The sequence below is a fragment of the Nitratidesulfovibrio oxamicus genome (assembly GCF_015731765.1).
Lineage (GTDB): Bacteria > Desulfobacterota > Desulfovibrionia > Desulfovibrionales > Desulfovibrionaceae > Cupidesulfovibrio > Cupidesulfovibrio oxamicus.
In genome coordinates, this window is the sequence record NZ_VRYY01000110.1 from 1 (window position 1) to 24,608 (window position 24,608).

General features: G+C 67.0%; 22 protein-coding genes and 1 pseudogene. 3 read left to right on the forward strand and 20 right to left on the reverse strand.

From position 1 onward, the window contains the following. The 3 genes and pseudogenes from FVW20_RS04880 to hrcA form a co-directional block, all read right to left on the reverse strand. Window positions 1-218 (reverse strand): annotated as a pseudogene (locus tag FVW20_RS04880) (DMT family transporter); the annotation flags it as partial. Between the two features lie 214 nt (window positions 219-432). Continuing rightward, on the reverse strand, window positions 433-1,038 hold the full coding sequence (locus tag FVW20_RS04885) for a nucleotide exchange factor GrpE (RefSeq protein WP_196608534.1): 606 nt from the start codon (window positions 1,036-1,038) through the stop codon (window positions 433-435). Window positions 1,039-1,139: 101 nt separating this feature from the next. Continuing rightward, on the reverse strand, window positions 1,140-2,207 hold the full coding sequence (gene hrcA, locus FVW20_RS04890; protein WP_196608535.1) for a heat-inducible transcriptional repressor HrcA: 1,068 nt from the start codon (window positions 2,205-2,207) through the stop codon (window positions 1,140-1,142). A gap of 991 nt (window positions 2,208-3,198) precedes the next feature. Here hrcA and FVW20_RS04895 point away from each other — a divergent pair. Continuing rightward, on the forward strand, window positions 3,199-3,516 hold the full coding sequence (locus FVW20_RS04895; protein WP_007523442.1) for a TusE/DsrC/DsvC family sulfur relay protein: 318 nt from the start codon (window positions 3,199-3,201) through the stop codon (window positions 3,514-3,516). Window positions 3,517-3,798: 282 nt separating this feature from the next. Here FVW20_RS04895 and FVW20_RS04900 read toward each other — a convergent pair whose 3' ends face one another. Next, window positions 3,799-4,071, reverse strand: coding sequence for a hypothetical protein (locus FVW20_RS04900; protein WP_012612337.1), 273 nt, complete (start codon window positions 4,069-4,071; stop codon window positions 3,799-3,801). Window positions 4,072-4,244: 173 nt separating this feature from the next. Here FVW20_RS04900 and FVW20_RS04905 point away from each other — a divergent pair, with 173 nt between their 5' ends. Next, a complete protein-coding gene (locus FVW20_RS04905; protein ID WP_196608536.1) occupies window positions 4,245-4,550 on the forward strand; it encodes a hypothetical protein in 306 nt (101 codons plus the stop codon). A 380-nt stretch (window positions 4,551-4,930) separates the two neighbouring features. Here FVW20_RS04905 and FVW20_RS04910 read toward each other — a convergent pair whose 3' ends face one another. The 15 genes from FVW20_RS04910 to FVW20_RS04980 form a co-directional block, all read right to left on the reverse strand. Continuing rightward, a complete protein-coding gene (locus tag FVW20_RS04910) occupies window positions 4,931-6,268 on the reverse strand; it encodes an ABC transporter substrate-binding protein (protein ID WP_196608537.1) in 1,338 nt (445 codons plus the stop codon). A gap of 204 nt (window positions 6,269-6,472) precedes the next feature. Next, complete coding sequence (gene dctP / locus FVW20_RS04915) at window positions 6,473-7,729, reverse strand: TRAP transporter substrate-binding protein DctP (RefSeq protein ID WP_231038875.1); 1,257 nt, start codon at window positions 7,727-7,729, stop codon at window positions 6,473-6,475. Between the two features lie 67 nt (window positions 7,730-7,796). Further along, window positions 7,797-8,660, reverse strand: coding sequence for a YitT family protein (locus FVW20_RS04920; RefSeq protein ID WP_196608538.1), 864 nt, complete (start codon window positions 8,658-8,660; stop codon window positions 7,797-7,799). Window positions 8,661-9,174: 514 nt separating this feature from the next. Beyond that, window positions 9,175-9,573 (reverse strand): hypothetical protein, encoded by a 399-nt coding sequence (locus tag FVW20_RS19630; RefSeq protein ID WP_231038876.1) that lies wholly within the window; start codon window positions 9,571-9,573, stop codon window positions 9,175-9,177. A gap of 444 nt (window positions 9,574-10,017) precedes the next feature. Next, entirely contained in the window at window positions 10,018-10,815 is a 798-nt protein-coding gene (locus tag FVW20_RS04930) for a sulfite exporter TauE/SafE family protein (protein WP_196608540.1), read from the reverse strand. 367 nt (window positions 10,816-11,182) lie between these two features. Beyond that, on the reverse strand, window positions 11,183-12,202 hold the full coding sequence (locus FVW20_RS04935) for an alpha-hydroxy-acid oxidizing protein (RefSeq protein WP_196608551.1): 1,020 nt from the start codon (window positions 12,200-12,202) through the stop codon (window positions 11,183-11,185). A gap of 178 nt (window positions 12,203-12,380) precedes the next feature. After that, entirely contained in the window at window positions 12,381-13,097 is a 717-nt protein-coding gene (locus FVW20_RS04940) for a FadR/GntR family transcriptional regulator (RefSeq protein WP_196608541.1), read from the reverse strand. Window positions 13,098-13,620: 523 nt separating this feature from the next. Next, window positions 13,621-14,289, reverse strand: a complete 669-nt coding sequence (locus tag FVW20_RS04945) for a DUF3124 domain-containing protein (protein WP_231038877.1) — start codon at window positions 14,287-14,289, stop codon at window positions 13,621-13,623. A 22-nt stretch (window positions 14,290-14,311) separates the two neighbouring features. Continuing rightward, window positions 14,312-14,806: an ArsR/SmtB family transcription factor gene (locus tag FVW20_RS20115; protein WP_372434966.1), complete on the reverse strand. Its 495-nt coding sequence runs from the start codon at window positions 14,804-14,806 to the stop codon at window positions 14,312-14,314. 200 nt (window positions 14,807-15,006) lie between these two features. Next, the gene (locus FVW20_RS04955; RefSeq protein WP_196608542.1) at window positions 15,007-15,546 is read right to left on the reverse strand and encodes a chemotaxis protein CheW; all 540 of its coding nucleotides are present in this window, start codon (window positions 15,544-15,546) and stop codon (window positions 15,007-15,009) included. A gap of 24 nt (window positions 15,547-15,570) precedes the next feature. Then, window positions 15,571-17,550 carry a HAMP domain-containing methyl-accepting chemotaxis protein gene (locus FVW20_RS04960; protein WP_196608543.1) on the reverse strand — a complete coding sequence of 660 codons (1,980 nt, stop codon included), beginning with the start codon at window positions 17,548-17,550 and terminating at the stop codon, window positions 15,571-15,573. Between the two features lie 294 nt (window positions 17,551-17,844). Next, window positions 17,845-18,153, reverse strand: coding sequence for a hypothetical protein (locus FVW20_RS04965; protein ID WP_196608544.1), 309 nt, complete (start codon window positions 18,151-18,153; stop codon window positions 17,845-17,847). Between the two features lie 243 nt (window positions 18,154-18,396). Next, entirely contained in the window at window positions 18,397-18,786 is a 390-nt protein-coding gene (locus tag FVW20_RS04970; RefSeq protein WP_231038878.1) for a DNA-binding transcriptional response regulator, read from the reverse strand. A 608-nt stretch (window positions 18,787-19,394) separates the two neighbouring features. After that, window positions 19,395-19,790, reverse strand: coding sequence for a dinitrogenase iron-molybdenum cofactor biosynthesis protein (locus tag FVW20_RS04975; RefSeq protein ID WP_196608546.1), 396 nt, complete (start codon window positions 19,788-19,790; stop codon window positions 19,395-19,397). Then, a complete protein-coding gene (locus tag FVW20_RS04980) occupies window positions 19,787-21,388 on the reverse strand; it encodes a sigma-54 interaction domain-containing protein (protein ID WP_196608547.1) in 1,602 nt (533 codons plus the stop codon). The genes FVW20_RS04975 and FVW20_RS04980 overlap by 4 nt, the downstream gene beginning before the upstream one ends. A 287-nt stretch (window positions 21,389-21,675) precedes the next feature. Between FVW20_RS04980 and FVW20_RS04985 the strand changes: the two genes are divergently transcribed. Beyond that, window positions 21,676-23,328 (forward strand): methyl-accepting chemotaxis protein, encoded by a 1,653-nt coding sequence (locus tag FVW20_RS04985; RefSeq protein ID WP_196608548.1) that lies wholly within the window; start codon window positions 21,676-21,678, stop codon window positions 23,326-23,328. A gap of 890 nt (window positions 23,329-24,218) precedes the next feature. Here the strand turns inward: FVW20_RS04985 and FVW20_RS04990 are convergent. After that, on the reverse strand, window positions 24,219-24,608 hold a 390-nt coding region (locus FVW20_RS04990; protein WP_307831357.1), incomplete at its 5' end, for a (Fe-S)-binding protein.

Consider the following 24,608-nt stretch of genomic DNA (forward strand, 5'->3'; position numbering starts at 1 on the left):
ACCGCCCACACGCCGGGCCGCGCGCGCAGCCGCTCGCGCCGGGCCAGCGCCACGCACAGCAGGGCCAGACCGCCGAAGAACATGCGGTAGAAGGCCGACTGGCTGGGCCCCACGTGCACCAGCTTCACGAACACGGCGGAAAAGCTGATCAGCACGCCGCCCCCGGCAACGCGCAGCAGCCCGCCCGCATCAAGGCAGGGGGAACGGTGTGTACTCATGCGGCCCCCCATACTGCGAAGCCGGGTGAAGCGCAAATGATGTCGGGCTTCATGGCAAACCTACGGGGCACGCCCGGACCATTCACCGGACAGATGCCCGGCAGCCCCACGGCCCGTTTCCGGAGTCCTTCCGGCTGCAACGCGAAGGCGGCACGCCCCGCCGGGGGACGTGCCGCCTGATGTCCGCATTGCGTGACCTTTATTATTCAAGCGCCTATTCTGGACGGCTTACCGTGACCTTGGCGGGCCGCAGCAGGCGATCCTTCAGCCGGTAGCCGCGCTGCATCAGCACGCACACGGTGTTTTCCGGCAGGTCGGAGCGCACTTCGGCCCCGATGGCCTCGTGGATTTCCGGGCTGAACGGTTCGCCCGCCTCGCCCACGGGTTCCAGCCCGTGGCGCTTCAGCGCGTCCAGCAGCAGCTTCTGGGTCATTTCCACGCCGATCAGCATGTCCTTGCAGGCCGCGTTGCCGCGCCCGTATTGCAGGGCCAGGTCCAGATTGTCCAGGGTGGGCAGCAGGTCCGCCAGCACCACCTCGGCGGCGTAGCGCACCTGATCGTCCTTTTCGCGCTGCAACCGCTTCTTGAAGTTGTCCATTTCCGCCAGGGCCCGCAGACGCTGCTCGTCGGCCTCGGCCCGTTCGGGACATTCCGGACACAGTCGGGCGGCGCACTGCTCGCGCAGGCAGTCGTCGTCAATCGCCACGACGGCACCCGAACCGGCGGCCTTGTTCCGCGAGGGGGCATCGCCCTCGGTACGCAGGGCCTCTGCCTCGGGGCTGATTTCCACATTGTCCTTGAACACATTGCTGGGGGGCATGTTCCTGAATCTCCTTGAAATCCTGAAGCGTGACGTCGTCGTTGAAATATCCCGCCGGGGCGGGTCGCATGTATCGGAAAATGACCGAAAAATGGCCGGGATTATGGCAACCGGCAAGGCGCGGCGGCAAACCGTTCGCGAAACAGTTCGGTAAGCGCCCGCGAAACGCACTGCACCACGGGAACGATCTTGGCGTAGTCCATGCGCAGCGGACCCACCACGCTGACCACGCCGCGCGGCGTGTCGCCGCCGTAGGCCGCGCTGATCACGCTGCACCCGCGCAACCCGTCGGGCGCGCCGTCGGCCACGTCCTGACAGAAGGTAATGCGCACGTCGCGTTCTGACAGGGTGCGGTCCAGCAGTTCCAGCAGGCGCGAGCGTTCCTCGATGGCGGCCAGCAGGTCGCGCATGCGGCCCACGTCGGTGAATTCAGCGTGGTCCAGCATGTTCAGCGTGCCGTTGACGATGAGTTCGCGGTCGTCGCCCACGTGTTCGACGGCGCGCCGTGACAGGGCCAGGGCGCGCACGCACATTTCCTCCAGCCGCGATCCCGCGCGGGCCAGTTCGTGTCCGATGCGGTCGCGCGCCTCGGACAGGGACAGGCCCCGGAAATGCTCGTTGAGGTAATTGCCGAAGCGCACCAGTTCGTCCTGCCCGTAACGCTCGTCCACGCGCACGGTGCGGGTGCGCACCAGGCCGCCTTCCAGCATCAGCACTGCCAGCACCAGCCCTTCGGCGGCAGGGGCGAATTCGATGCTGCGCCAGCGGGCCTCGTCCTCGCTGGGGGCCACCACCATGCCCAGTTGCCGGGCATGACCCGACAACAGGTTGGCGGCACGGCGCAGGATGCCGGAAATCTCCAGTTCCTGCCGTGAAAGTTCGTCGGCTATGGCATCCCGCTCGGCGCTGCGCAGCGGCAACGGTCGCAGCAGGCTGTCGACGTACAGCCGGAACGCGCGCGCCGTGGGCACCCTGCCTGCGGACGTATGCGGCTGTTCCAGGTAGCCGAGTTCGGTCAGGTCGGACATGGTGGCGCGCATGCTGGCCGGGGAAAGGTGCAAGCCGGAATGCTCGGCCACGGCGCGAGACCCCACGGGCGAGGCCGATGCGATGTAGCTTTCGATGATGGTGGCGAGCACCTGGGTTTCGCGCTGTCCGAGGCTGGGCATGAAGGCTCCGGCATCATGAGGATGCAGTTCTTGCAGTAGCACAAACGGGTAACAACGGGGGTGGGGGCTGTCAAGGTTGGCAGGGGCATGGCCGTGGGCACGCGCTTGCCGGACGGGAAAATGCGCAAGACGGCCCCTCCGGCGGGGTGCCGAACGAAGATGCCGAGCAAAAGGAACATCCCCCCTCCCGAACGCCAGGCCGTGTCTCGCGCCGCCCCGGACCGCCCCGGTCCGCCCCGGTCCGCCCCGGTCCGCCCCGGCACCCGAATTGTGAATATCGTCACAATCAATCGGGCAAGCAACCGCCAGAAAAACAAAAACAACCGCCATTTCAGACTGATATGAAAAATGACCGACACCTTCATTCCCGGCTCACCGTACAACACCCTCACTGTATGCGGCATGTTGTGACCGCCCATGGATAGTGCATTTTTTCACATGCATTGACACAGTTCCGGCAACCCACTACAGTGCACCTGCCACTGGGGAAGCGGCGTTGCATTACTGCATGCATCACTTCCCCTGCCCGCCCATAGCACACCCCATACGGCCCGTATCGCGCCCATTCTGCCGGGTTCGTTGCGGCTGGTGAGCAACTGTTTACACGCTCACCCGTAGGGGGCTGTAATGCTTGCCGAAAAAACACCCCCGCCCGCCTTGAATTTTTCGTGACATTGTGGCATCTTGTGCCTCGTCCGCATGTCTGGAACCCGGAAAAATCCGCGCGATTCGGTTCTCCGACACCTGTGACTGCCCCCCCTTCGGGAGCGCGTTGCGGGTTGAGCAGCGAAGGTCCGCCAGAGGTCCTCGTTGACACGCCGGGTGGCTGCGGTTTATCCAGCGGGCAGCATCTGCCTTGGGACGACCATCATTCGGATAGAGGCAGCGGATCGCTGCTTATCATCGGCCGGCGCATCGCCGCACGATGCGAAGGTCAGGCGTTTGTCGTGCATCCCTTTCACTGCCAAGAACCTGTCCAAGGAGGACACGCATGGCTGAAGTCACTTACAAGGGCAAGAGCTTCGAAGTCGATGAAGACGGCTTCCTTCTTCGCTTTGATGACTGGAGCACCGAGTGGGTTGAATTCGTGAAGGAATCCGAAGGTATCGCGGACATCACCCCCGATCACCAGAAGATCATCGACTTCCTGCAGGACTACTACAAGAAGAACGGCATCGCCCCGATGGTTCGTATCCTCTCCAAGAACACCGGCTTCAAGCTGAAGGAGATCTACGAACTGTTCCCCTCCGGCCCCGGCAAGGGCGCCTGCAAGATGGCCGGCCTGCCCAAGCCCACCGGCTGCGTGTAGTCCATACGGCCCATTGTTCACGAAAGGGCGGGAGCGCAAGCTTCCGCCCTTCTCCGTTACTGCGGGGCCATCATGCAAGGCGACGGGGCAACGGCGCACCGCCGCAGAAGCTGACCGGCGACAGTCGAGGGCGCTGGTTCCGGCGTGGCGGCAAGCCGCAAAGGGCGGGAGCATATGCTCCCGCCCTTTGCGGCTTTCAATGGCACGCCCGGCCAGTTCAGGCGCGCCGGTTGCGGGCTTCGTACTGCGAAGCGTGGTTGCTGGTGGGATGGACGCCCGGAATCAATGTTCCGTGCCGTCCTCTGCGGCGTCGAACAACGTGTTCAACGCCTCTTCGCGGCACAGGACGCTCGACGCCATGGCTATGCTGAACGTCGAGTGGGCCTTCCTCCACAGGGAAAGTATCTGCTGCACGGAATGAACCATGGACAGCAGCACCGATGCAGGCACGATGTACGCGCCCTCCGGCGTGCGTTCCAGGCCGTCCAGCGATACGGAAAGACCCGTCAGTTCCTTGCCCACGTTACCCAGTAGGCCGTCAATGTCATGCTTCACGTTGCGAACCCCATTCTGCGAACTTGGCGCCGTGCGCGTCTGGCGCTGACGCCGGTACTGGTCTAGCAGGGGCGCCCCGCGCCAGTCATTTATATTTTGCCCGGCGGGCCAGCGGTGCGCGCCCGCACATGCTTGACGCAGCACATGCCGAGCAATATGTTTGAAGATACATCATGCTCGATTATACTAACGCCACTACCGATGCCATGTCCTGGCTTGCTTCCCTCTCGCCCCTGAGCGAGCAGGATCTGTGCGACCTGTGCCTTGCCTTGCGCACGCGCGGGCCCGGTCGGCGCTTTTGCTGCACCCAGGACGCCAGCCTGCTGCTGCTTGAGGCGAAGGGAGCCGATACCCCCCTGCTCCTGCTGTCGGACAAGGCGGCGCGCAACCTGCTGGACTACCTGGTGACCGGCTACCTGCGCGACAAGCCGCGCGGACTGCGCGCCTGGCATGCGCGCGAGTACGGCGGGCTCGGCTAGGTCCGCATTCCCGCCGGCCCCAGCCTCTTCTGATCGCGCGGGGTTGCCCTGATCGCGCCCGCGCTCGCCTGTTCTCGCCTGTTCTCCCCTGTTCTCCCCTGCTCCCGCCTGTGCGCACCCGTTCCCGCCTGCCCCCACCGTCATCACCGGTCGCCTTTGCGCATCAGTCCGCCAGCCATCGCCCGCTCCCGGCGCTTCGGGCACGGCACGCCGCCCACGCTGTCGGACTGCCTTTTCGCACCTTCCGGACGCCCGCCCCTGCGCACCCCATCCATCCCGCCTCGGCGTACTCACGCAAAAGGGCCGCCCCCCAGGAAGCGGCCCTCGCAACGCATCATGACTTCAGCCACCGGCCCGAATCCGGAACCGCAACGGCCAGGCTACTTGCGCAGCACCTCGGCATCCCAGCCGCGCTCCAAAGCCTCCAGCCAGTCGGCGGGAATCTCGGGCACGGCACGTCTGGCCAGCGTATCGGGAGGCAGGGTGGCCTCGCCCATCTTCACGGTGGCGAAGCGCGCGCGCCATTCATCGGGCAGCCGCCCCACCTCTATGGCCGGAAAGTCGCCCCACCAGGCCGGATCCATCTTGGCCAGCTGCGCCTCGGGCGACAGCAGGAAGTTGGCGGCCACCATGGCCGCCGCCTTGTTGGGCGCGTTGAAGGGTATGGCCACGAAGTGGGTGTTGAAGATGGACCCGTCGTCCAGCGCCACGGTGCGCACCGTGGCCGGATAGGTGCCGTCATCGATCAGTGCCTGGGCGTGGGCCGGATGGTACGAGACGGAAAAATCCACCTCGCCCCGTGCGAACAGCGCGTCCAGCGCGGCGGCATCGCGCGGATAGGCGCGCCCGGCCTGCCACAGGTGCGGGGCAAGCTCGCGCAGCCACGCCCACAGGGTTGGCGCCTTGCGGCCCAGCAGGTCCTTGTCCAGGGGGCGCATGTACTGCTCATGCCCCCCGGTGAGGGCGTAGAAGGCCTGGCGGATGAAGGCCGACCCGGTGAAGTCCGGCGGCTGGGGGTAGGTGAACCGCCCCGGATGCGCCTTCACCCACTGGCCCAGTTGGGCCATGGTGCGCGGCGGTTCGGGGGTGCGGGCCGTGTCGTACTCCAACACCAGTTGCGCGCGCCCGTAGGGCGATTCATAGCCGTCCACGGGATAGCCGAAGTCCGTGGCGCCTTGCACCGGGTCGGTCAGCGCCATGTTGGGCAGGGCCGGGGCGTACGGCCCCCACAGCACGCCGCCCAGGCGGGCGTTGCGGAAGTTCTCGCCGTTGATCCACAACAGGTCCATGCTGCCCGTGGCGCGGCCAGCCGACTTTTCCGCCAGCAGCCGGTTGACGAACACCGGGGCGTCCATGGGCACGCGCACCAGGGTGATGCCGTAGCGGCGCGCCAGTTCCGGCGCCACGAATCCGTCCACGTAGCGGTTGGCCGTGGCCATGCCGCCGTACATGTGAAAGCGCACCGTGGCGCCGCGCGCGGCAGCCTCCACCTCTGCCCAGGGCTGCGACGCGGGCCTGGGCATGGTCATTTCTTCTGCCAGGACAGGTCGCCCCAGGCACAGCACCGCCAGCACAGCCAGCAGCGTCAGCAGGAACGGCCGAGACTGGGCCGCCATGCGGAACAGGCCGGCGGAGCGGGGCGGGCGGGACACGTGATGCAGGCCGAACGGACAACACGAGATCGCCGGGCTGACAGAAGGCGAGCGAAACGGATGCATGCACCCTCCCTGTGGGGCCTGAAGTGTCTTGGCAACGTAGCGAAAAGCGACTTTCAGGGCATGACTGGCACACGACACTGCCCGGCATACCTGTGCACGGCTTGCGGGATGGCGGCACGACCATAGGCGCTGCGCATGGCGCCCGCGTGCCCCCAGCCCCACGCCATGCCTGATCAACCAGGGCAGGCCGGAACCGCAGCCGCCCTACTTCGGCGGGCTCTGCTCCGCCTGCCACGCCGCGGCCCTGGCGATTTCGTACAGCACGGGGTCCACCCCCACGAAATCCACCACCTCGCGCTCGCCAAGGCGCAGCCGTTCGCGCCATCGGCGCAGCACGGCATCGTCGGGCACGGCGAACACCAGCCCACGGGTGCGCAATGCCCCGCGGGCCTCGGCCTGGGCCTCGGCGGCCTGGGCGCGCGCCTCGTCCACGTGGTCATCCCAGGCATCTCGCAACACGTCGCGCATATCCGCAGGCAGACGCTCCCAGAACGTCCGGCTGACCAGCGGCACGTACATGGCGAAGTAGGCGCGGTCCTCGAACACGTGGGTCACCCCGTAGCGCCACAACTGGCCGGACACCGCCGTCTCGTGGGTGGTCATCAGCCCGTCCAGGTTGCCGCCTTGCAGCCAGTGCGGCAGGTCGGGCCAGGGCACCACCAGGGGGCGGGCGCCCATGGCGGCCAGGCGCAACTCGTTGGCCGGGCCGCCCGCCACGCGGATGCGCAGGCCCGCAAGATCCTCGTGCCGCCGCACGGCGCGGTCCACCAGATACAGGTTGGCGTGGCCCAGTTCCAGCCAGCGGCCCAGCACGGTGACGCGCAGGTTGCGTTCGATGCGCGAGTCGATGATGCGCCCCGGCGGGCCGTCGGCCACGGCCAGGCTGGCGCGGGCGGGGGCGCCGTAGAAGGCGGGCAGCATGAACACGCCGCAGTCGGGCACCATTGAATGCAACACCCATGTACCCGGCAGGGCCATTTCCACCCGGCCAAGGTTCAGGGCCTGCAACACGTCCCGGTCGCGGTACAGGCTGGCGCTGTCGTAGACCTCCACCCGCAGCCGCCCGGCCAGGCGCTGCCGGACGTCCTCCGCGAAGCGGCGCAGGGCCTTGACCTGAAAGTGCGTCGGACCGTTGTCCACGGAAATGCGCAGCATCGGCACACCGGCCTCGGGACGGGCGGCGGGCGAGGGATCGGCGGGCGGATCACCAGCGGGGGGTTCCGAAACAGGAGAATCCGCGGCTGGGGGGGCAGTCGCGGCTAGCGCGTCATCCTGAGCCCGCGCGTGCGGCACGACGGCAACCAGCAGCACGCACAGGGCGGCCATGGTCAGCCAGACAGCCCGCAGCGCGACACGTGGTGCGGACATGCTGCACGCACGCTGGCGGCACGCGGGCAAGGGATGCCCGGAATGCGCCGGGCAACGGCTCTCCGGCGGGGTTTGCGATACAAGGTTGGTCATGCAGCCTCCCCCAAGGCGATGTCGAAACGGCGCTCGCGTATTGGTGAATATGCCACAACTATCTGCGTCAGTACACCTTTCTGCGGGCAAACTGACCACCGAGCACGGTGAAGGTGTTCTCCACGATGAACAACGCCTCCGGGTCCACGGTGAACACCAGTTCCTCCATGCGCTTCAGCTGCACGTTGTTGGTCACGGTCATGACGATTTCCCGGTCGTCGCCGGAATATCCGCCCCGCCCCTGCAGGAAGGTGGCCCCCTGCCCCAGTTCCGAAACCAGGTCGTGCCCGATGCGCCGACTGTGCTCGGAAATGACGAACACCACCTTGCGCTGGTTGAACAGGGCCAGCACGTACTCCAGCGTCACCGCCGCGATGAACACCTGGATCAGCGATGCGATCACCGTATCCACGGGCATGGAGACAAGGCTTGCGGTAAACAGCACCGCGTTGAAGCCGAAGCCGAACCGCCCGATGCCGAGGCCGAGGCGCTTGTGCAGGATGATGGCCGCCACGTCCAGCCCGCCGCCCGACCCCAGCGAGCGCAGCATGATGCCGCCCCCCGCCCCGCAGATGACCCCGGAGGCCACGGCGGCGTACAACTGGTCGTGCACGCCAAGGTCCACGTTCCGGAACACCTCCGCGAACAGCGAAGTGGCCAGCATGCCGTACAGGCTGTAGAGCAGGAACCGCCGTCCCACGTGCAGCCAGCCCAGCACGAACAGCGGGATATTGCACAGCAGGTACCACGCCGCCGGCGTCAGCAGATGGGTGTGGTACCACGCAAGCAGCGCAATGCCGTAGATGCCGCCGGTCAGAAACCCGTGCCGGGCCACGATGCCCTGCGCCCCAAGGGCGAACAGCGCCGAGCCCACGGTGAGCAGCAGCAGGTTCCAGCGAATGGAATAGGCCAGTTCCTTGCGGGTGGACATGCAAACCTCCCTGCCCGGTCCGGTGCCCGAGCACCGCGGCCGACATGAAAAAACGGGGGCATGCCCCGCCATGTGGCAGGCGCGCCCAACTCGGTCCGGATCACCGCGTACCGATGCTGCCATGCAGCCGGGGCGCGTTGGCCGTGCCTCTACCCCGGATGCAGCACGCGGGCAAGGGCGGCGACGGATCGAAATGCGGCGGGCAGCAACAAGCCGCCATCAACGGTGCAGCACGCCATGAAGCAAACAGCAATCCGTTCGGCATGTTGCCGCATCGTGACGCCACGCTGACCGCCGCCCCCGGCATGAAAGGCGTCCGCGCTCCAGCACGGACGAAAGATACCCCCGGTGCTCCATCGGCTGACCGCAATGCCACGCCGGGCATGCGAAAAGATGCGGGAAGGCGGAAGGAGGCCGGCGACGCACTGCGAACGGATGCCCGGCGCCCCGGGGTCAGGATTGGATGCCGTCAGGCCAGAAGGTCGTCAGGCCAGAAGATCGTCAGGCCAGAAGGTCAGGGCCGGTCACAGTCGGGCCAGACCAGGCCGGGCACTTCGGTGCGCAGGGTGCGGCACAGCATGCGGCCATGCTCGGCCATGAACAGCGCCTCGTTTTCCAGGCGCAGGCGAAAGCCCGTGGAATCGATGCGGGCATCACCCCCCTGCCGGCATATGGCCCCGGTGCCGTCCAGGGTACGCTCCAGCCGCGAGGCGGATTCGTTGGCCCGGCGGAAGGCACTGCGCAGCATTTCCTGCTTGGGGTCGTTCTCCACCAGCAGCAACCGGTTCATGGCCGCCTCGGACCCCAGGCGCGCCCCCCGCACACTGTCCATGTCCCGGTCGATGCGGTTGCACACGGGGTCTGCGCCATAGACGTCGGCAAGCTGCGCGCCGGTACGGATGAACCGCTGCACGGCGTCGGCATCCTGCCCCAAGGTACTGCCCGCCGCGCGGACCGCAGGACCGGGCAGCAGCAGGCATGCGGCCAATGCGCACGCGGCCAGCAGAAAGGCGCCCCGAACATGCCGTGGAGACACACGCAAGAGAGGGTTCGCCTGGGCAGGCATCGACAGTATCCCGCCGCGCCCGCCTGCCCCGCAGGAAACCGCACCGGATACGCCCTGCGTAACATCGCGGGGCGAATGTAAGGTTTTGCAAAGACGCGTGGACATCCAGCCCCTCTATATGCCCTGACCGGCGAATGCAACCCCCTGCCCTGCCTGCTTCGCCGGTCAGGCCTCCCCCGCCGCGCCAAAGCCGCGGATGTGGACGGGCGAAGGGCCGCAAACGCAGCAGCCCCCGGCGTAGGGGCGCCGGGGGCCGTGCGTGAGAAGACCTTCGGTGGGAGAGAGAGACGTCTACAAGAGTCCTATCAGCATTTTCGTTGCCATGACGATGAGCAGCACGGCGAAGATACGCTTGAGCTTGGTCACCGGCAGGCTATGCGCCAGCCGGGCGCCAAGGGGGGCCGTGAGCACGCTGGCGCAGACAATGCCGACCAGGGCGGGGAGGTAAACGAATCCGAAGGTGTTCGCGGGCAGGCCCTGGGTAGCCAGCCCGTTAACTATGTAGCCCACGGTGCCGGACACCGCGATGGGAAAGCCGATGGCGGCGGAGGTGCCGATGGCCGTGTGCATGGCCACGTTGCACCACGCCATGAACGGCACCGACAGCGTGCCGCCGCCGATGCCCACGAGGCTGGACACCCCGCCGATGACGTTGCCCATGCCGAACATGCCCATGGCGCCGGGCAACTCGCGCGAGGCCTTGGGCTTGAGGTTCAGCAGCATCTGCGCCGCCACCCAGTACAGGAAGCAGACGAAAAACCCCTTGAGAAAATTGGTGGAAAGCTGGGCCACCACCCACGTGCCGATAAGCGTGCCGGTGATGATGCCGGGGGTGATGCGCCACACCACGTTCCACAGCACCGCCCCGCGCTTGTGGTGCGCCCGGAAGCTGGAGATGGAGGTGAACATGATGCTGGCCATGGACGTGCCTAGCGCCAGATGCTGCAAGTAGTCGCCCGGAATGTCCTGCAACGCGAAGGCGAAGTTGAGCATGGGCACGATGACCAGCCCGCCGCCCACGCCGAGCAGCCCGGCCAGGATGCCCGCGATGGCGCCGACGACAAGGTAGAGCGCGAGGGTCAGAATCATGAATGCCTCTCCGCGTTGCGGGCAGTGAGCGGCCCGCGTGGTTCCGGCCATGGCGCGCGGCGTACCGCCGGGCACCGGGGTTGACGGCCCGGCGGCAACCTGTGCTGGCAGCCGCCGGACCGGATATCCGTCAGGATTGCAACTGGGGATTCTCGTTTGCTGGCGCGGAAAACGTGCCTGCCATGGGGGAGTACGCGGCAGCCGTTCTGCGAGCCTTCAAGCATTACGGATGGCGACCGCATCGCGCCCTTATCGTATTCGACCGAGCCTTAGCCGTTAGGTGAGCTTGCGAACCTTACGGACAAGGACAGCAACGCTGTGGCAGGCGAAGATTGACAACGCCAGCAGGCGAAAAGACCATTTGCAACTACATGCGCAAGGCGTGGCGGCCTATGGACGCCACGTTGGCGCTGCCGGTCAGCACCATGGCCTGCACCAGCTGGCCCTTGATGCTGTCCACCAGCATGGTCACCCCATCCTTCAGGCCGCCCACGGCGGCGATGGAGAAGGGGCGGCCCAGCATCACGGCATCGGCGCCGAGGGCCAGCATCTTGAACACGTCCACGCCGTCGCGCACCCCGCCGTCGGCCAGGATGGCGATGCGCCCCTTCACCGCGTCGGCGATTTCGGGCAGCACCTCGGCGGTGCCGGGGGCATGGTCGAGCACGCGGCCCCCGTGGTTGGACACAACGATGCCGTCAGCGCCCACCTCGACGGCCAGGCTGGCGTCGATGGTGGTCATGATGCCCTTGAGGATGAACGCCATGCCCCTGGCCTTGACCTTGGCCACGATGCGCGAAAGTTCCGCCGGGGTCTTGGGGCCCACGGGGCGGCCCATCTTGCGCAGGGTGACAAGGCCCGCCGCGTCGATGTCCATGCCCATGGCCGGGCAGCCCAGTTCCAGCGCGCGGTCCAGCTTTTCGTCCAGTTCCGCGCCGTCCCACGGCTTGATGAACGGGATGCCCCGTCCGCCCGCGCCGGTGATGGCCGCAAAACCCGCATCGATGATGAACGGGGGCACGCCGTCGCCGGTGCAACCGATGATGCCGCGCTCGGCGCAACCGCCCACCACGGCAGCCGCGTAGTCTTCCTCGCTCACGCCGCCGCCCATGTTGAAGGACACGCCGCCGATGGGCGCGGCCAGCACGGGCATGTCCAGGGCAATGCCGCACACGGTGGCGGAGGTATCGGGCTCCTTCACGTCGTGCACCAGGCGCATGTTCAGGCGCACGGCAGCCAGGGCGTCGAGGTTGGCGCCGAACGTTGCGCCGGTGCCCAGGCCGCCCATGCCGGGCACCTCGCCCGAGCAGGCCTTGCCGTTGCACACCGGGCAGACCCGACAGTAGCCCTTCATCAGTTGGCGTGCCTTGTCGCGAACTTCCTTCATCATGTCCCTCCGTTGCCAGGCGAACATGGGCGGCGCGGGCCGTGCCCGCACCGGACGCGGATCGCCCTGGGCGTCGTTGGCGTGGGGCGCTCCGGGCATTCCGGCGGTGCCGGATGCGCCGGGGCGCGCGGTGAGTGGTCTAGCCGCCTGCGTAGTCATGCGTGGTTGCCCATGGGGGTCATTCCCCCGACCATTCGAGGGCTATTTCCTCGACGTGCAGAATATGTTCGTGCATGGCGCGAAAGGCCGCCTGGGGGTCGCGCGCCTCCATGGCGGCAAGAATGTTGGCGTGGGTCGCAACGGCCCACTGGCGGCGGTCTTCGGTCTGCAAGGTAAAATCGCGGCTGTCGGCAAGGATGTCGTGCAGGCGGGTCAGCACTTCCTGCACCACCGTGTTGCGGGTGGCGCGGGCGATGATCATGTGGAATTCCACGTCGGCGTCGGACCCGGTGTTGCCACCGCCGATCTCGGCGATCTGGGCATCCAGGGCGCGGCGCAGGGCCGCGAGGTCGCCGTCGCTGACGTGGGCCGCGGCCAGCGCGGCGATTTGCGGTTCCAGCAGGCGGCGGAATTCCAGAACCTCGCGCAGTTTGGCGCGGCGCTGCTCGATGATGGCGGCCAGCGGCTCGACGAGCGTTTCCTCCGAGTCGTCCAGCACGTAGGTGCCGTCGCCAAGGCGGCTGGTGACGATGCGCTGCTGCTCCAGCGAGCGGATGGCCTCGCGCACGCAATGGCGCGACACCCCGAACAGTTCGGCCAGGCGGCGTTCGGGGGGCAGCTTGTCGCCGGATTTCAGCTCGCCCTTCTCGATGAGATCACGGATCTGCCCCACGATTTCCTCGTGCAGGCGGATGCGGCGCGCGGGCTTGAAGGCGGGGGTCATCTGCGCTTTCACGCAACGGCCCTCCTGGCAGTGGGATGCGTGACGGGTTGCCGAATTGGTACAACCACTCACTGGTTGAACCAATTCACCCGAACGTGCCCCCCCTGTCAACGAAAATCCGCGCCGGATGTGGCCCGGCGGGCAAGTCCACCCGTCGGGCAATCCCGCCGGGCAAGCGCCATGGGCAGACAATAAAAACGCGCGGCCCGAAAGACCGCGCGTTACCCCAATACACAGTTTCTGTTCCAGGTACAAAAGCGCGAAAGAGTACCGCCGCGTCGCAAGAGGGATTTTTGTTCTCTGGCAAGGAAAAACGATTTTTCATGGAGGGAGCGCGGCAGCCGTTACATGAGCGCGCAGCGCGAATGTTACGGATGGCGACAGCAACGCGTACTCTTTGGTACGTGACCGGAATGAAAAACCGTTTTTCCCGCTCTGCGCTCGATGCCCGTAAGGCTCGCAGACTCGCCCAACGGGCACGCTCCGCGCCCTTCGGGTCGGTAAGCCAGAAGCAAAAAGCCCCTTGCGACGCCCGCTATTTCACGCCGCCGATGACTTTCCCCTCCGTAATGAACGAAATGCCCTGCGACGACACGGTACCGATCATCACCCCCTGGGCCAGGGGCTGCGAAACCTGCGCCGCAGCGCGCCACACCACGATGAACGCGGGGCCGGAACCGCCTTGGGTGTCCGATTCCTCCACCACGAACTGGGCGGAACCCAGCGGCGGCAACTGGCGCGGCCCGTCCAGGTAGCTGCGCACCGTCTTGCCGTGCTCGTCCACATAGCGCACTTCCATGAGGGTGATGGGCACCCGCTGGTCGGTGTTGCGCACCGAGAGCATGGTGGTGATGTTCAGGGTGCGGCCTCGGTTGCCGTACACCACAGAGGAATACACCGGCACGTAGATGGTCTGGCCCACGGTCATTTCCGCGCGGGCCTCGCCGGGCAGAAGGGACAGGACGGACAACCCCGGTCGGGCGGACTGGCCGGGCAGGACCGATTGGACTGGCTGGCCCCATGGGGCGGACTGGAGCGATTGGGCCGGGTACTGCGTGGGCACGGGCAGCGCGGCAAGGCCACAGCACAACGCAAGGCTGGCCGCCACCCGCAGGGCAATCCCGCGCATGCGGACGGCCATGGGCCGGGGGCCAGAGGGGCCAGATGAGCCAGACGTGTGAGACGCCCGGAACTGTCGGGACATGGGCTGCTCCTTGCGCCGCCGGTCAGCGGCTTTCCTGCACGTGGTCCAGCGCCTGGCGAAACAGGTGCCGCACGTGGTCGTCGTCCAGGGAGTAGAAGGCGTTCTTGCCGTCGCGGCGCACCCGCACCAGCTTGGCCGCGCGCAGCAGGCGCAACTGGTGCGAAACGGCAGACTGGCTGTGCCCCACCACGGCGGCAAGGTCGCACACGCACAACTCGTCACCAGCCAGCGCCTCGAGAATGCGCACCCTGGTACGGTCGCCGAGCAGCCGGAAGGTGGCGGCCAGTTCGGCCATGTCCTCGTCGGGGGCCATGCGGGCGCGCACCCGCGCAATGACATCGGCGTGCTCGCAGTGTTGCTGGCACACCGGGGCTTCGGCAAGGTCAGGGTCGCCCGTGCCAGGAACAACGGCCCTGCCGGGCGCGCATTCGACCGTGCGTGCACGGGCGCGTCCGGTGCGGGATGCGGCGTCGGTGGGGGCTGATTGCGTGGCGTCTGGGGCGTCTGGGGCGCTCACCGGTTGCGGACTCCTGCGGCGTCATGCCGCCTGTTGCGGGCCGGGCCCGCAACGCAGGAAAGCGCAGCGGGCAACGGTCAATATCCGCAAGGCTACCCGGAACACCGGGGTGATGCAAGGTCCGGCGGCACGGGGCTAAAACGGGCCGGACGCATGCGTCCGGCCCGTTGTGCGTGTTGCGTACGCGGCGCTTCCGCGTGCTACGCGGGTGTGCCTTCGCCGCCAGCCATGACGGCGGCGGGCATGCCGCCGTCGCCCGCCAGGGGCACGTTGCCGATGGCGGCCCCGGTGGCGGCCAGTTCCTCCACCGAGAAGATGCGGTTGCCATCCAGAATGATCACGAAGCCGTCGTTGCGGTGGCCCATGCCCTTGATGAAATCCTGCCGCACGGCGGTGCCCATGCGCGGGGCGGGCTCTATGGCATCGGACGGAATCTCGATGACCTCGCGCACCGAATCCACCAGCGTGCCGATGACGGCGGCCTCGCCTTCAAGTGCGGCCTCGACGATGATGATGCAGGTGTTCACGGTATCGGTCGTCGGCTCCATGCCGAACTTGCGGCGCAACTCAAGCACGGGCACGGCGCGCCCGCGCAGGTTGATGACCCCGCGCATGAACTCCGGCGTGCGGGGTATGCGCGTGATGGCGGTCAGTTCAAGCACCTCGCGCACGGTGCCGATGTCCAGCGCGAACACCTCTTCGCCAAGGGTGAAGGTCAGATACTGGCTGGTCTCGTACATGCTGCCTCCCGAAGCTGACCAATGCTAGAAGCGCTCGAACTCGCTGTCATCCGCATCGGCATCCATGTCCAGCGCGATGTTGCCGCCCTTGCCGGGCACCGCCTTGCGAGGGGCCTGGCCCGCAATGGCGCGGGACGCCGCCTTGGGCTGCGCCCGGCGCGGTGCGCGCACCATGCCGTCGTCCAGCGCCGCCACGCGGAAGCGCGAGACGGTGGCCTGCAACTGCTCGGCCTGGCTGGACAGTTCTTCGGACGTGGACGCCATTTCTTCCGAGGCGGAGGCATTCTGCTGGATGACTTGGTCAAGCTGGGCAATGGCCTTGTTGACCTGTTCCGCGCCCACGTTCTGCTCGTTGCTGGCGGCGGCGATCTCCTGCACCAGTTCGGCGGTGCGGCGGATGCCCGGCACCATCTTGGTCAGCATGTCACCCGCGTGCTCGGCCACGGCCACGCTGGAGGACGACAGTTCGCTGATCTCGGCGGCGGCCTGTCCGCTGCGTTCCGCCAGCTTGCGCACCTCCGCCGCCACCACGGCAAACCCCTTGCCGTGTTCGCCGGCGCGGGCAGCCTCGATGGCCGCATTCAGGGCCAGCAGGTTGGTCTGGCGGGCGATTTCCTCGATGATGGAAATCTTGGCCGCTATCTCGCGCATGGCGCCCACGGTGTCTCCCACGGCCTTGCCGCCGCCTTCCGCGTCGGTGGCGGCCTGCATGGCGATGGTTTCCGTCTGGCGGGCGTTTTCCATGTTCTGGCGGATGTTGGCCGCCATTTCTTCCATGGACGAGGATATTTCTTCAATGGCGGCGGCCTGCTCGGTGGCCCCCTGGGACAGGGTTTCCGCCGAGGCGGAAAGTTCTTCGCTGCCGGAGGCCACGTTTTCGGCACCGGAGCGCACCTCGGTGATCACCGAGACAAGGCCGTCCGTCATGTCTTTCATGTCGGCGTACACACCGCGCAGCTTGCCGCTGCCCGCGTCGAACGACACGTCCAGGTCGCCCGCGGCGATGCGCCGGGTGATGGCGGCCAGGGCGGCGGGGTCCGCCCCCAACTGGGCCATGACCACCCGGATCAGCAGCCACGCAATGACCACGCCCGCCACCACTGCGACCAAGGCAATGCCCCCGGTCAGCAACTGGGCCTGCTCGTTGGATGCCTGCACTCTCGGCCCGATCTCGCCCTGCTCCGCCTCGTAGCTGCTCTGGATGGCGTCGCAGGCCTGGGCGATGGCCGGGCCAAGCTTGGCCAGGCGTTCGTTGTACACCGCGTCGCGCTTCAGGGCCGCGGCGGACATGCGCTCAAAGGCCGAAAAATAGTCGGTGCGCTGCTGGTACAGTTCGCGCGCCCGGTCACGCAACGTGGGATTGCGCACGTCGGCGACCAGGCGGTTGAAGGCCTCGCCCACCAGCATCGCGTCCTGCTTGGCCTGCTCCAGCCACTTGACGTCGGTGTCGGCCATCATCTTCACCACGGTCACCCGCAGTTCCAGCATGGCCCGCATCACCGCCTCGGCCCGGGCGGCGCCCACCACATCACCTTCGCGCTGGGCTGCTTCCGCCAACTGCGCAAGGGCCTGCATGCGTTGCGGCCCCAGGGTGTTCAGGGCGGTGATTTCGGCATGGCGCGCCAGGTCGTTCTTGCGCAGCTCCACCACGCCCTCGGTGTATTGGGCGAGGGCATCGGTCACCGTGGCCAGATGTTTGCGACGGTCGGGATTCCTGATGGACTTGTCGGCAGCGTCCAGTCCCTTGGCCAGTTCCGCCCTGGCGTCCTCATAGGTGCGCAACGCGGCCTCGGACGAGGTGTTCATGTAGTTGAGCACGCCCAGGCGCATCTGGAGCATGCTCGACATGATGCCTCCGCTCATCAGCGAGCCGCGCGCCGTGCGCCGATAGTCCGTAAAGCCGAACGTGGCATCCGACAGGGCCTTGTACGAAATGCCCCCCATGGCGACCAGCAGTACGAGCACAAGGCCGAAACCCAGAATCAGCTTTTTGGCGAGCGTCATGTGTTTCTCCCGTCCGGAACGTTGACGTCACGACAACGCAGGCTGGCCGCACCACCCCTCCCTGCTGTCGTCTGGCCGGGGCCTCTGGCTCCACCGCGCGCCCCCCCTGCCGGGCGCGTCCCGTCGATGCACCCCCGAGGATGCTCCGACGGACGCTTCCGGAGATGCGTCGGAACACGCGCGGCCCCATCCGGCCCGTTGCAATCCAACCAACCCCGTTCTGTCAGGCTGCACCATGCTGCCTGACCAGCCTAGTCATGCCCCGGCATCCGCGACATGATTATAACGTAACCGTCAGGCCGGCGTGGTGCCGCACAACCTGGCCGCAAGCTGCACTGCCCGCTCATCGTCGGGCGTTGCCAGCAGGTCTTCGAACAGCTCCCCCGGCAACACCGCCGGATCGTAGTCCAGCGTGAGCGTGGAGGTGAACACGTCAAACCGCGTCCCGCGCAGCCCTGGCCAGGTTTCCGGCGTCAGGGCGCGCAACTGCGTTGCGGCCGGGTGCCGCAGGACGGCGAGGTCCACCTTGAGCCGCAACCGACCGGAGGTATGATCGGCAATTTTCAGAAACTTCCTAAGGTCCGCAAGTACACGAGGGTTCATATTTCGTTGCGTTCTCCTGTGCTGCATGGCGATGCGGGGCGTCACACCCTACGCCGCAGGTTTGGCAGACGCAAGCAAATGCAAGAGAACAGGATCGCCCGTCGCCATTTGCGAGCCTATACCCTTGTACGCCGCAGTGGCATCCCTGCGGCAACGCACCGGCACCCGGACGGCACACCACACCATGCCGGTGCATATGCGTCCGGCCATGACAGCAACGCACCACCATGTCCCGGCAAACCTTCACCTTGCCGGAGCGGGTGAGGCCAGGCGGCGGCGTTGCGCCACCGAGGCCACCTTGCGCAACATGGAATCCATGTCGAAAGGGATCAGGACGTCATCGTCAACGCCTCGCTTCATGCACTGGATGGACAGCCGCACCTGGTCCGGGCGGACCATCAGGATCACTCCCATGTGCGGGGCCAGGCGTCGCGCCGAATCCAACAGTCCCAAGGGGCAGGGAGGCCCTTCGGCGCAACCGAACAGGAGCACGCTGAAACCGCCGGTGGCCAGCAGGCGGCGGGCATCGTCCGGTTCGGCCGCCACCACGCAGGCGCTGCCGCCGCTGCCCAGCAGTTCGGCCACATGCCGGGCGAAGGACGTATCGGTATCGAACACCAGTACCGAGGTCATCCACATGGTGCACCGGCCTTTGCCTTGTTAAGCAGTTGATGTGTTGATCGTTGCCGCTACGACCCGTGCCGCGCCAAGCCCCCTCCGTGGTACGAGGTCGGGAGCGCCCCGTTCAGCCCTGCCGGGCCCGGGCCAGCCGAAACGTTACGCGCACCGGGCGGGGCATGACTCCAGAAAGCAGCAAACACTCCCGCTGGCGACAATACCTCGTGAAATTGATAGCAATGTCCGTTCCAGCATTGTTTACCGCATGATTGCGGCATGTTGCCGAAGCTGTCCAGTGTCACCGACTGCCAAAAGGTGATCATGGGGCGCAACGGTTCACGCCCCGCACATCATAATGCAACATTTTGCATCATGCGCAACGGATCCTTGCGAAGGGTTTTGAAACGGACAAACTGCTGCATGGCCGGGACGCTGCCGGGTGCGCACTGCTGACGCCCGCCGCAAAGCAACGCCGAATGCAGTCCGGTGAGAAAGGAAGGAAGGAAGGAAGGAAGGAAGAGACAGGCCAGGCAGACAAACAGACAGGGTGGAAACGATCACTGCGGACACTCCGCCTTGCCCCCGCCGTGTCCCGGCGCCGGGACACGGCGGGGCACAGGCCGCTACACCCCGCCCACCATCGCATCGGCCTTCAGGGTGCCGGCCAGCAGCGCCCCGATGACCGCATCACGCCCCCCCACCACTCCATCCAGCACGGTGATGCGCTTCCAGGTGAGGTAGTCGTAAAATTCCTGCTCTATGCCGCAGCAGACCACCACGGTGACGTTTTCCATCAGGATGATCCGGCACAACTCTTCCGCAGAGGCGTTGGCAAGCACCATGGTACGCGAACGCGCCAGCCCGCCTTCGCTGTCGATACGGCCTAGCCACGCCTCGGTGGCCCTGTCGAAACGGGGCGCCACCGCGTCGCGATGCAGGGCCACCAGCACATTGCCGCGCGAGCCGCCACCGGGCCTGCCCGCCCTGGACGTCACCATGCCGTTGTCGCTGCCGCTCATTGATCCAGCCCGTACTGGCGCATCTTGCGCCACAGTGTGGTTCGCGCCCAACCCAACTCCGCAGCCGCCGCGCCGCGCCGTCCGCGCGCCCGCAGCAGCGCCTCCATGATCAGGCGACGCTCCGCCTCGGCCCATGTGGCATCGCCACGGGGCGCGCCGACGGGGGGTACGCCCTGACCAGAATGCCCCTTGCCAACAGCACCGGAACCCGCCACGGCCATACCGGTTGCAGCCCATTCCGTGCCCGCCGGATCAGGGCCGCCCGCCCTTCCGTGGGCACCGCCACCCAGGGCCTGCGCGCCTTCTCCCCGCATCCCCTGCCCCGCCCGCAGGCCGGCAGGCGCGTGGACGCCCCCACCGGAAGCCTCGGCCTCTCCGGTCTCTTCCAGCAGGTAACGGGGCAGATGCGGCACATCCACATGGGTGTCCTGGCACACGTTGACGCAGTACTCCACGATGTTGCGCAATTCCCGCACGTTGCCGGGGTAGGCGTGCTGCAGCAGCACCCGCTCCGCCGCCGGGGAAAACCCGGCCAGCCGCTTGCCGAACAGGCCCGCATACACCTTGAGGTAGTGCGCCAGAAACAGGGCAATGTCGTCGCCGCGTTCGCGCAGGGGCGGCAGGTGAAAGCGCACCACGTTCAGGCGGTACAGCAGATCCTCGCGAAAGCGCCCCTCGCGCACCATGCGCCGCAGGTCGCGGTGGGTGGCGGCCACGATGCGCACATCCACGTGCACCCCGCGTGTGGAGCCCAGCGGATGGATGATCTTGTCGTCCAGGAAGGTCAGCAGTTTGACCTGCAATGGCAGGGGCAGGTCACCCACCTCGGTGAGGAACAGCGTGCCGTTGTGGGCCAGCCGGAAGCGGCCAGGCTTGTTTTCCGACGCCCCGGTAAAGGCGCCCTTCTGGTGGCCGAACAGTTCCGATTCCAGCAGGCTTTCCGGCAGGGCGCCGCAGTTCACCTTGACGAACGGCCCCTTGGCCCGGTTGGAGGCATTGTGCAGGGCCTCGGCCAGCAGATCCTTGCCGGTGCCCGTCTCACCGGTGACCAGCACCGAGGAATCCGTCTGGGCAATGCCCGGCAGCAACCGGAACACCCGCTCCATCTCGGCGCTGTGCCCCAGCATGTCGCCAAAGCCCTGCGGCCACTCTGGCCGGGCCTCTGCCGGACGGAACAGGCGCAGGTCCTCCAGCGTCTCGAAGTAGCCCACGCGGCTGCCGTCGGGGGCGGTCAGCGCGCCACAGGTCACCCGCACGGGAATGCGCGCCCGGTCGGCGTTGACGATGTCCGCCTCGCGCGCCACGGGGGCCACGGCAGCCGTGGGCGATTTGTCCACCACGTCCAGCGGGCAGCCTCCGGTGCACAGGCTGCATCTAAACACGTAGCGGCACGGCAGGTTCCGGGCTCGCTCGGGCGACATGGCCGTGAGGGCGCAGGCCGCCTGGTTCAGGAACACCACCCGCCGCTCGGCGGAAACCAGCGCCAGCGGCAAGGGGATGCGGTCCAGCAGGGTCCGCGCCGCCACCGACTGATCGAACAGCCCCTGCAGCAGCGGCCCCAGCGCCGCGGTCATGCCCTGTGTCGTCCCTTCGGCCATTCCTTTCCCCTGCCCGCGCACGGTCCGTTCGCCGCATCGTGCAACGGCATGCACCAAGTGCGATGCAAAACGTTGCAAAATTTTTCACAGCACTATCCCATTCCCCGGACTGGCGCAAGAACGCGCCCTGACAAACAGATCAATACACTGAGATAACACATGAAAATCACCATGTGAATTATGGAACGAAGCTTGCTGATTCCCTGACCCTGAACCGGCGTACCGCCAGCGCACACCGCAGGGGACCGTGTCGTCGCCGTCGCCGTTTCCCAAAGAGGAGCATCTTCATGGGGATCAAGACCAGACTGTATCTGCTGCTCGTCTCCGTTCTCGTGGCCCTTGGCGCCATCGTGGCCGCCAGCTGGGTGGGCTCGGCCAAGGTTGAACGGGCGCTGGAGCTGCGCGCCCTGGCCGTGGACGCCAACACGGAATTGCTGCAGGCCCGCCGCCAGGAAAAGAACTTTCTCATGCGCAAGGAACAGCAGTGGGCTGACAAGACCCGCAAGCACATCGGCGCCGTGGACTCGCTGCTGCAACGCATCGCCGCGGCGGACCCCGGCAATGCCGCCATGTGCGACAAGGGGCGCTCGACCCTGTCCCGCTACAACGCCTCGCTGGACGAAGTGTTCCGCACGGTGACCGAAACCGACGCCATGATCCAGGCCGGGCGGGCCGTGGAACCGGCGCTGGCCGACATCCGCAAGGCCTATGAAGAAAAGGCCGATGAAATCTCGGACCTGGTCAATACGGTGAACACGGTCATCGAGGCAGGCATGGGCGTGCTGATCACCCTGTTCGTGCTGGCCGTGATTTCGGGCATCACCCGGTCGCTGGCCGCGTTGCAGGCCTTCTCGCGCGAGGTGGCGGCAGGCAGGCTGGACGCCACGGCCAGCGGCAGCATGGCGGGCGAGTTCGGCCTGCTGCGCGACGACCTGACGGCCATGGTCGGCAGGCTGAAGGAAACGCTGCACGATTGCTCCGCCAAGGGCGACGAGGCCCGCAATCAGGCAGAGCAGGCCCGCGCCGCCATGCAGGCGGCCACCGCGCGCGAACAGGAAGTGAATGCGCTGGTGGAAACCATGCGCCGCGTGGCCGCAGAGGCCGCCGCCATCGTGGGCGACCTTACCGACGCCTCGCAGGAACTGGCCGCCCAGACCCAGCAGGTATCCGCCGGGGCCGAGGTGCAGCGCGCCCGCATGGCCGAGACGGCCACCGCCATGGACCAGATGAACGCCACGGTCATGGAGATCGCCCGCAACGCCACTCTGGCCGCCGACGCCTCCAGGTCCACCCGCGAAGAAGCCCAGAAGGGGGCGCAGGTGGTGGAAAACGCCGGACAGTCCATCTCGCGCGTGCATGAAATAGCCACCCGCCTGCGCGCCGACATGCAGTCGCTGGGGCGCGACGCCGAATCCATCGGCGAGGTCATCAACGTCATCAACGAAATAGCCGACCAGACCAACCTGCTGGCGCTGAACGCCGCCATTGAGGCGGCCCGGGCCGGTGACGCCGGGCGCGGCTTTGCCGTTGTGGCCGACGAGGTGCGCAAACTGGCCGAAAAGACCACCAACGCCACCAAGGAAGTGGAGGCGCGCATCTCGGCCATCCAGACGGCGGCCCAGCGCAACGTGAACAACATGGACACGGCCACCCAGGCCGTGGCCGACGCCACCGGCCTTGCCGACGAATCCGGCGGGGCGCTGCGTCGCATCGTGCAGTTCGCGGACAACACCGCCGGGCAGGTGCAGTCCATCGCCGCTGCCAGCGAAGAACAGTCCGCCGCGTCGGACCAGATCAGCCGGGCCGTCACCGAGGTCAACGACGTGGCCACAGAATCGGCACGGGGCATGGAGGCGGCCAGCGAGGCCGTGCGCGCCCTGGCCATGATGGCCCAGCGACTGCGGTCGATCATCCAGCAAATGGACGGCGGCAAGCGCTGACCGCTGCCACACGCCACATTCGCGGACGCACCACGGGGCGGGCACATGTGTGTCCGCCCCGTTTCCGTCCTGCCGATGGGTGCGGCAGGGGCGAATGCCTTGCCGTCCGCCCCCCTGCCGTGCACCCCCCTTGCCGTCCGCCCCCCTGACGTCCGCCCTCCTGACGTGCGCCCCCCTGACGTCCGCCGGACGCGTACCGGACGCGCGCCGTGCCCGTACCCGGAGAGCTGAAAAGGCAACAGGCCCGGTGCACTGGGCACCGGGCCTGTCCTGCGTCGTCTCGCCTGTTCCGCCGGGGCGGAACCGGGAAGCGGCGGACGCGCACCGCCTGTCGCGTATCGGTCCGGGACTGCCGACTCACCGGGCCGCGCAAGGGCGGATTCGCCGTGTGGAGGCAGGCGATGTGAAATTCGTGCCGCTCACGCAGGAGACGGCAAGGAGGAGAGGGTGGGGCCAGGGGTGTGGGCGTCCCTGGCCCCGCAGGGCAAGAGGGAGAACCGAACAGGCATGATCGGCGGGGCCGGGAGCACTGGCCCCGTTGTTCTCGTCTCTCAAATCGCCCCCGGCAGGGCGGCGGCCCGCCGTAGGGGGCGTGGGTATTCTCGTCTCTCCATCATGGGGATCGCCGTGGCGGCAGTTCCCATGTCGTGGTCGCCGTGGCGCCACCCGCTCCGGCGCGCGGCCAGATGCGGCAGGCGCTGCGGCAAGTGTCCGGCCGAAGCCCAAACTGTGCAACCAACCAGACACAATTCCTGCTTAGTCGAGTTCCCGGCAGGAGTCCAGCATTTCACCACAGGTTTTTGTGATTTTTTTAGCGAACGATTGCACACCATTAGAGCATGAAGGCCACTACCCTTCACAGGAGTGTGCGCATGCTTTTCCGTCAATTCCTACTCGGCAAGGCGGATGACCACTTCCGCCCCCGGCGAATAGCCCTTCAGTTCCGCCAGCATACCCTTCAGCGCACCGGAAACGATGCGGGCAACGAAGGGATTCAGCCCCAGTTCGTGCCCGTTCACCGTCACCGACAGCGGGCCAGCCACGGAACAACAGTCGCCCGGCACCGCCTGATGGGCCACAACCATGCGGGCAAACCCGGCACAGTCCTGCTGGCCGCAGGCCCCGCAGTCCAACCCCGGCAGCACGAAGCCGCGTCCAGCCACCAGTTCCGCCAGCGCGTCCACGCTGGACGCGTCGAACCGGGGCAGTCCTTCCGCGCCCACCCCGCCGAAGGTGGCCAGCGCCAGCCCCCTGTCCAGGGCCTGGGCCTCGCCCGCCTC

Excerpts from the sequence above, each read along its gene's own strand:
- FVW20_RS04885 (WP_196608534.1), bottom strand. The coding sequence starts at position 1,038 with ATGCCCCCCAGCAATGTGTTCAAGGACAATGTGGAAATCAGCCCCGAG.
- hrcA (WP_196608535.1), bottom strand. The coding sequence starts at position 2,207 with ATGCCCAGCCTCGGACAGCGCGAAACCCAGGTGCTCGCCACCATCATC.
- FVW20_RS04895 (WP_007523442.1), top strand. The coding sequence starts at position 3,199 with ATGGCTGAAGTCACTTACAAGGGCAAGAGCTTCGAAGTCGATGAAGAC.
- FVW20_RS04905 (WP_196608536.1), top strand. The coding sequence starts at position 4,245 with ATGCTCGATTATACTAACGCCACTACCGATGCCATGTCCTGGCTTGCT.
- FVW20_RS04910 (WP_196608537.1), bottom strand. The coding sequence starts at position 6,268 with ATGCATCCGTTTCGCTCGCCTTCTGTCAGCCCGGCGATCTCGTGTTGT.
- dctP (WP_231038875.1), bottom strand. The coding sequence starts at position 7,729 with ATGACCAACCTTGTATCGCAAACCCCGCCGGAGAGCCGTTGCCCGGCG.
- FVW20_RS04920 (WP_196608538.1), bottom strand. The coding sequence starts at position 8,660 with ATGTCCACCCGCAAGGAACTGGCCTATTCCATTCGCTGGAACCTGCTG.
- FVW20_RS04930 (WP_196608540.1), bottom strand. The coding sequence starts at position 10,815 with ATGATTCTGACCCTCGCGCTCTACCTTGTCGTCGGCGCCATCGCGGGC.
- FVW20_RS04935 (WP_196608551.1), bottom strand. The coding sequence starts at position 12,202 with ATGAAGGAAGTTCGCGACAAGGCACGCCAACTGATGAAGGGCTACTGT.
- FVW20_RS04945 (WP_231038877.1), bottom strand. The coding sequence starts at position 14,289 with ATGTCCCGACAGTTCCGGGCGTCTCACACGTCTGGCTCATCTGGCCCC.
- FVW20_RS04955 (WP_196608542.1), bottom strand. The coding sequence starts at position 15,546 with ATGTACGAGACCAGCCAGTATCTGACCTTCACCCTTGGCGAAGAGGTG.
- FVW20_RS04960 (WP_196608543.1), bottom strand. The coding sequence starts at position 17,550 with ATGACGCTCGCCAAAAAGCTGATTCTGGGTTTCGGCCTTGTGCTCGTA.
- FVW20_RS04965 (WP_196608544.1), bottom strand. The coding sequence starts at position 18,153 with ATGAACCCTCGTGTACTTGCGGACCTTAGGAAGTTTCTGAAAATTGCC.
- FVW20_RS04970 (WP_231038878.1), bottom strand. The coding sequence starts at position 18,786 with ATGACCTCGGTACTGGTGTTCGATACCGATACGTCCTTCGCCCGGCAT.
- FVW20_RS04975 (WP_196608546.1), bottom strand. The coding sequence starts at position 19,790 with ATGAGCGGCAGCGACAACGGCATGGTGACGTCCAGGGCGGGCAGGCCC.
- FVW20_RS04980 (WP_196608547.1), bottom strand. The coding sequence starts at position 21,388 with ATGGCCGAAGGGACGACACAGGGCATGACCGCGGCGCTGGGGCCGCTG.
- FVW20_RS04985 (WP_196608548.1), top strand. The coding sequence starts at position 21,676 with ATGGGGATCAAGACCAGACTGTATCTGCTGCTCGTCTCCGTTCTCGTG.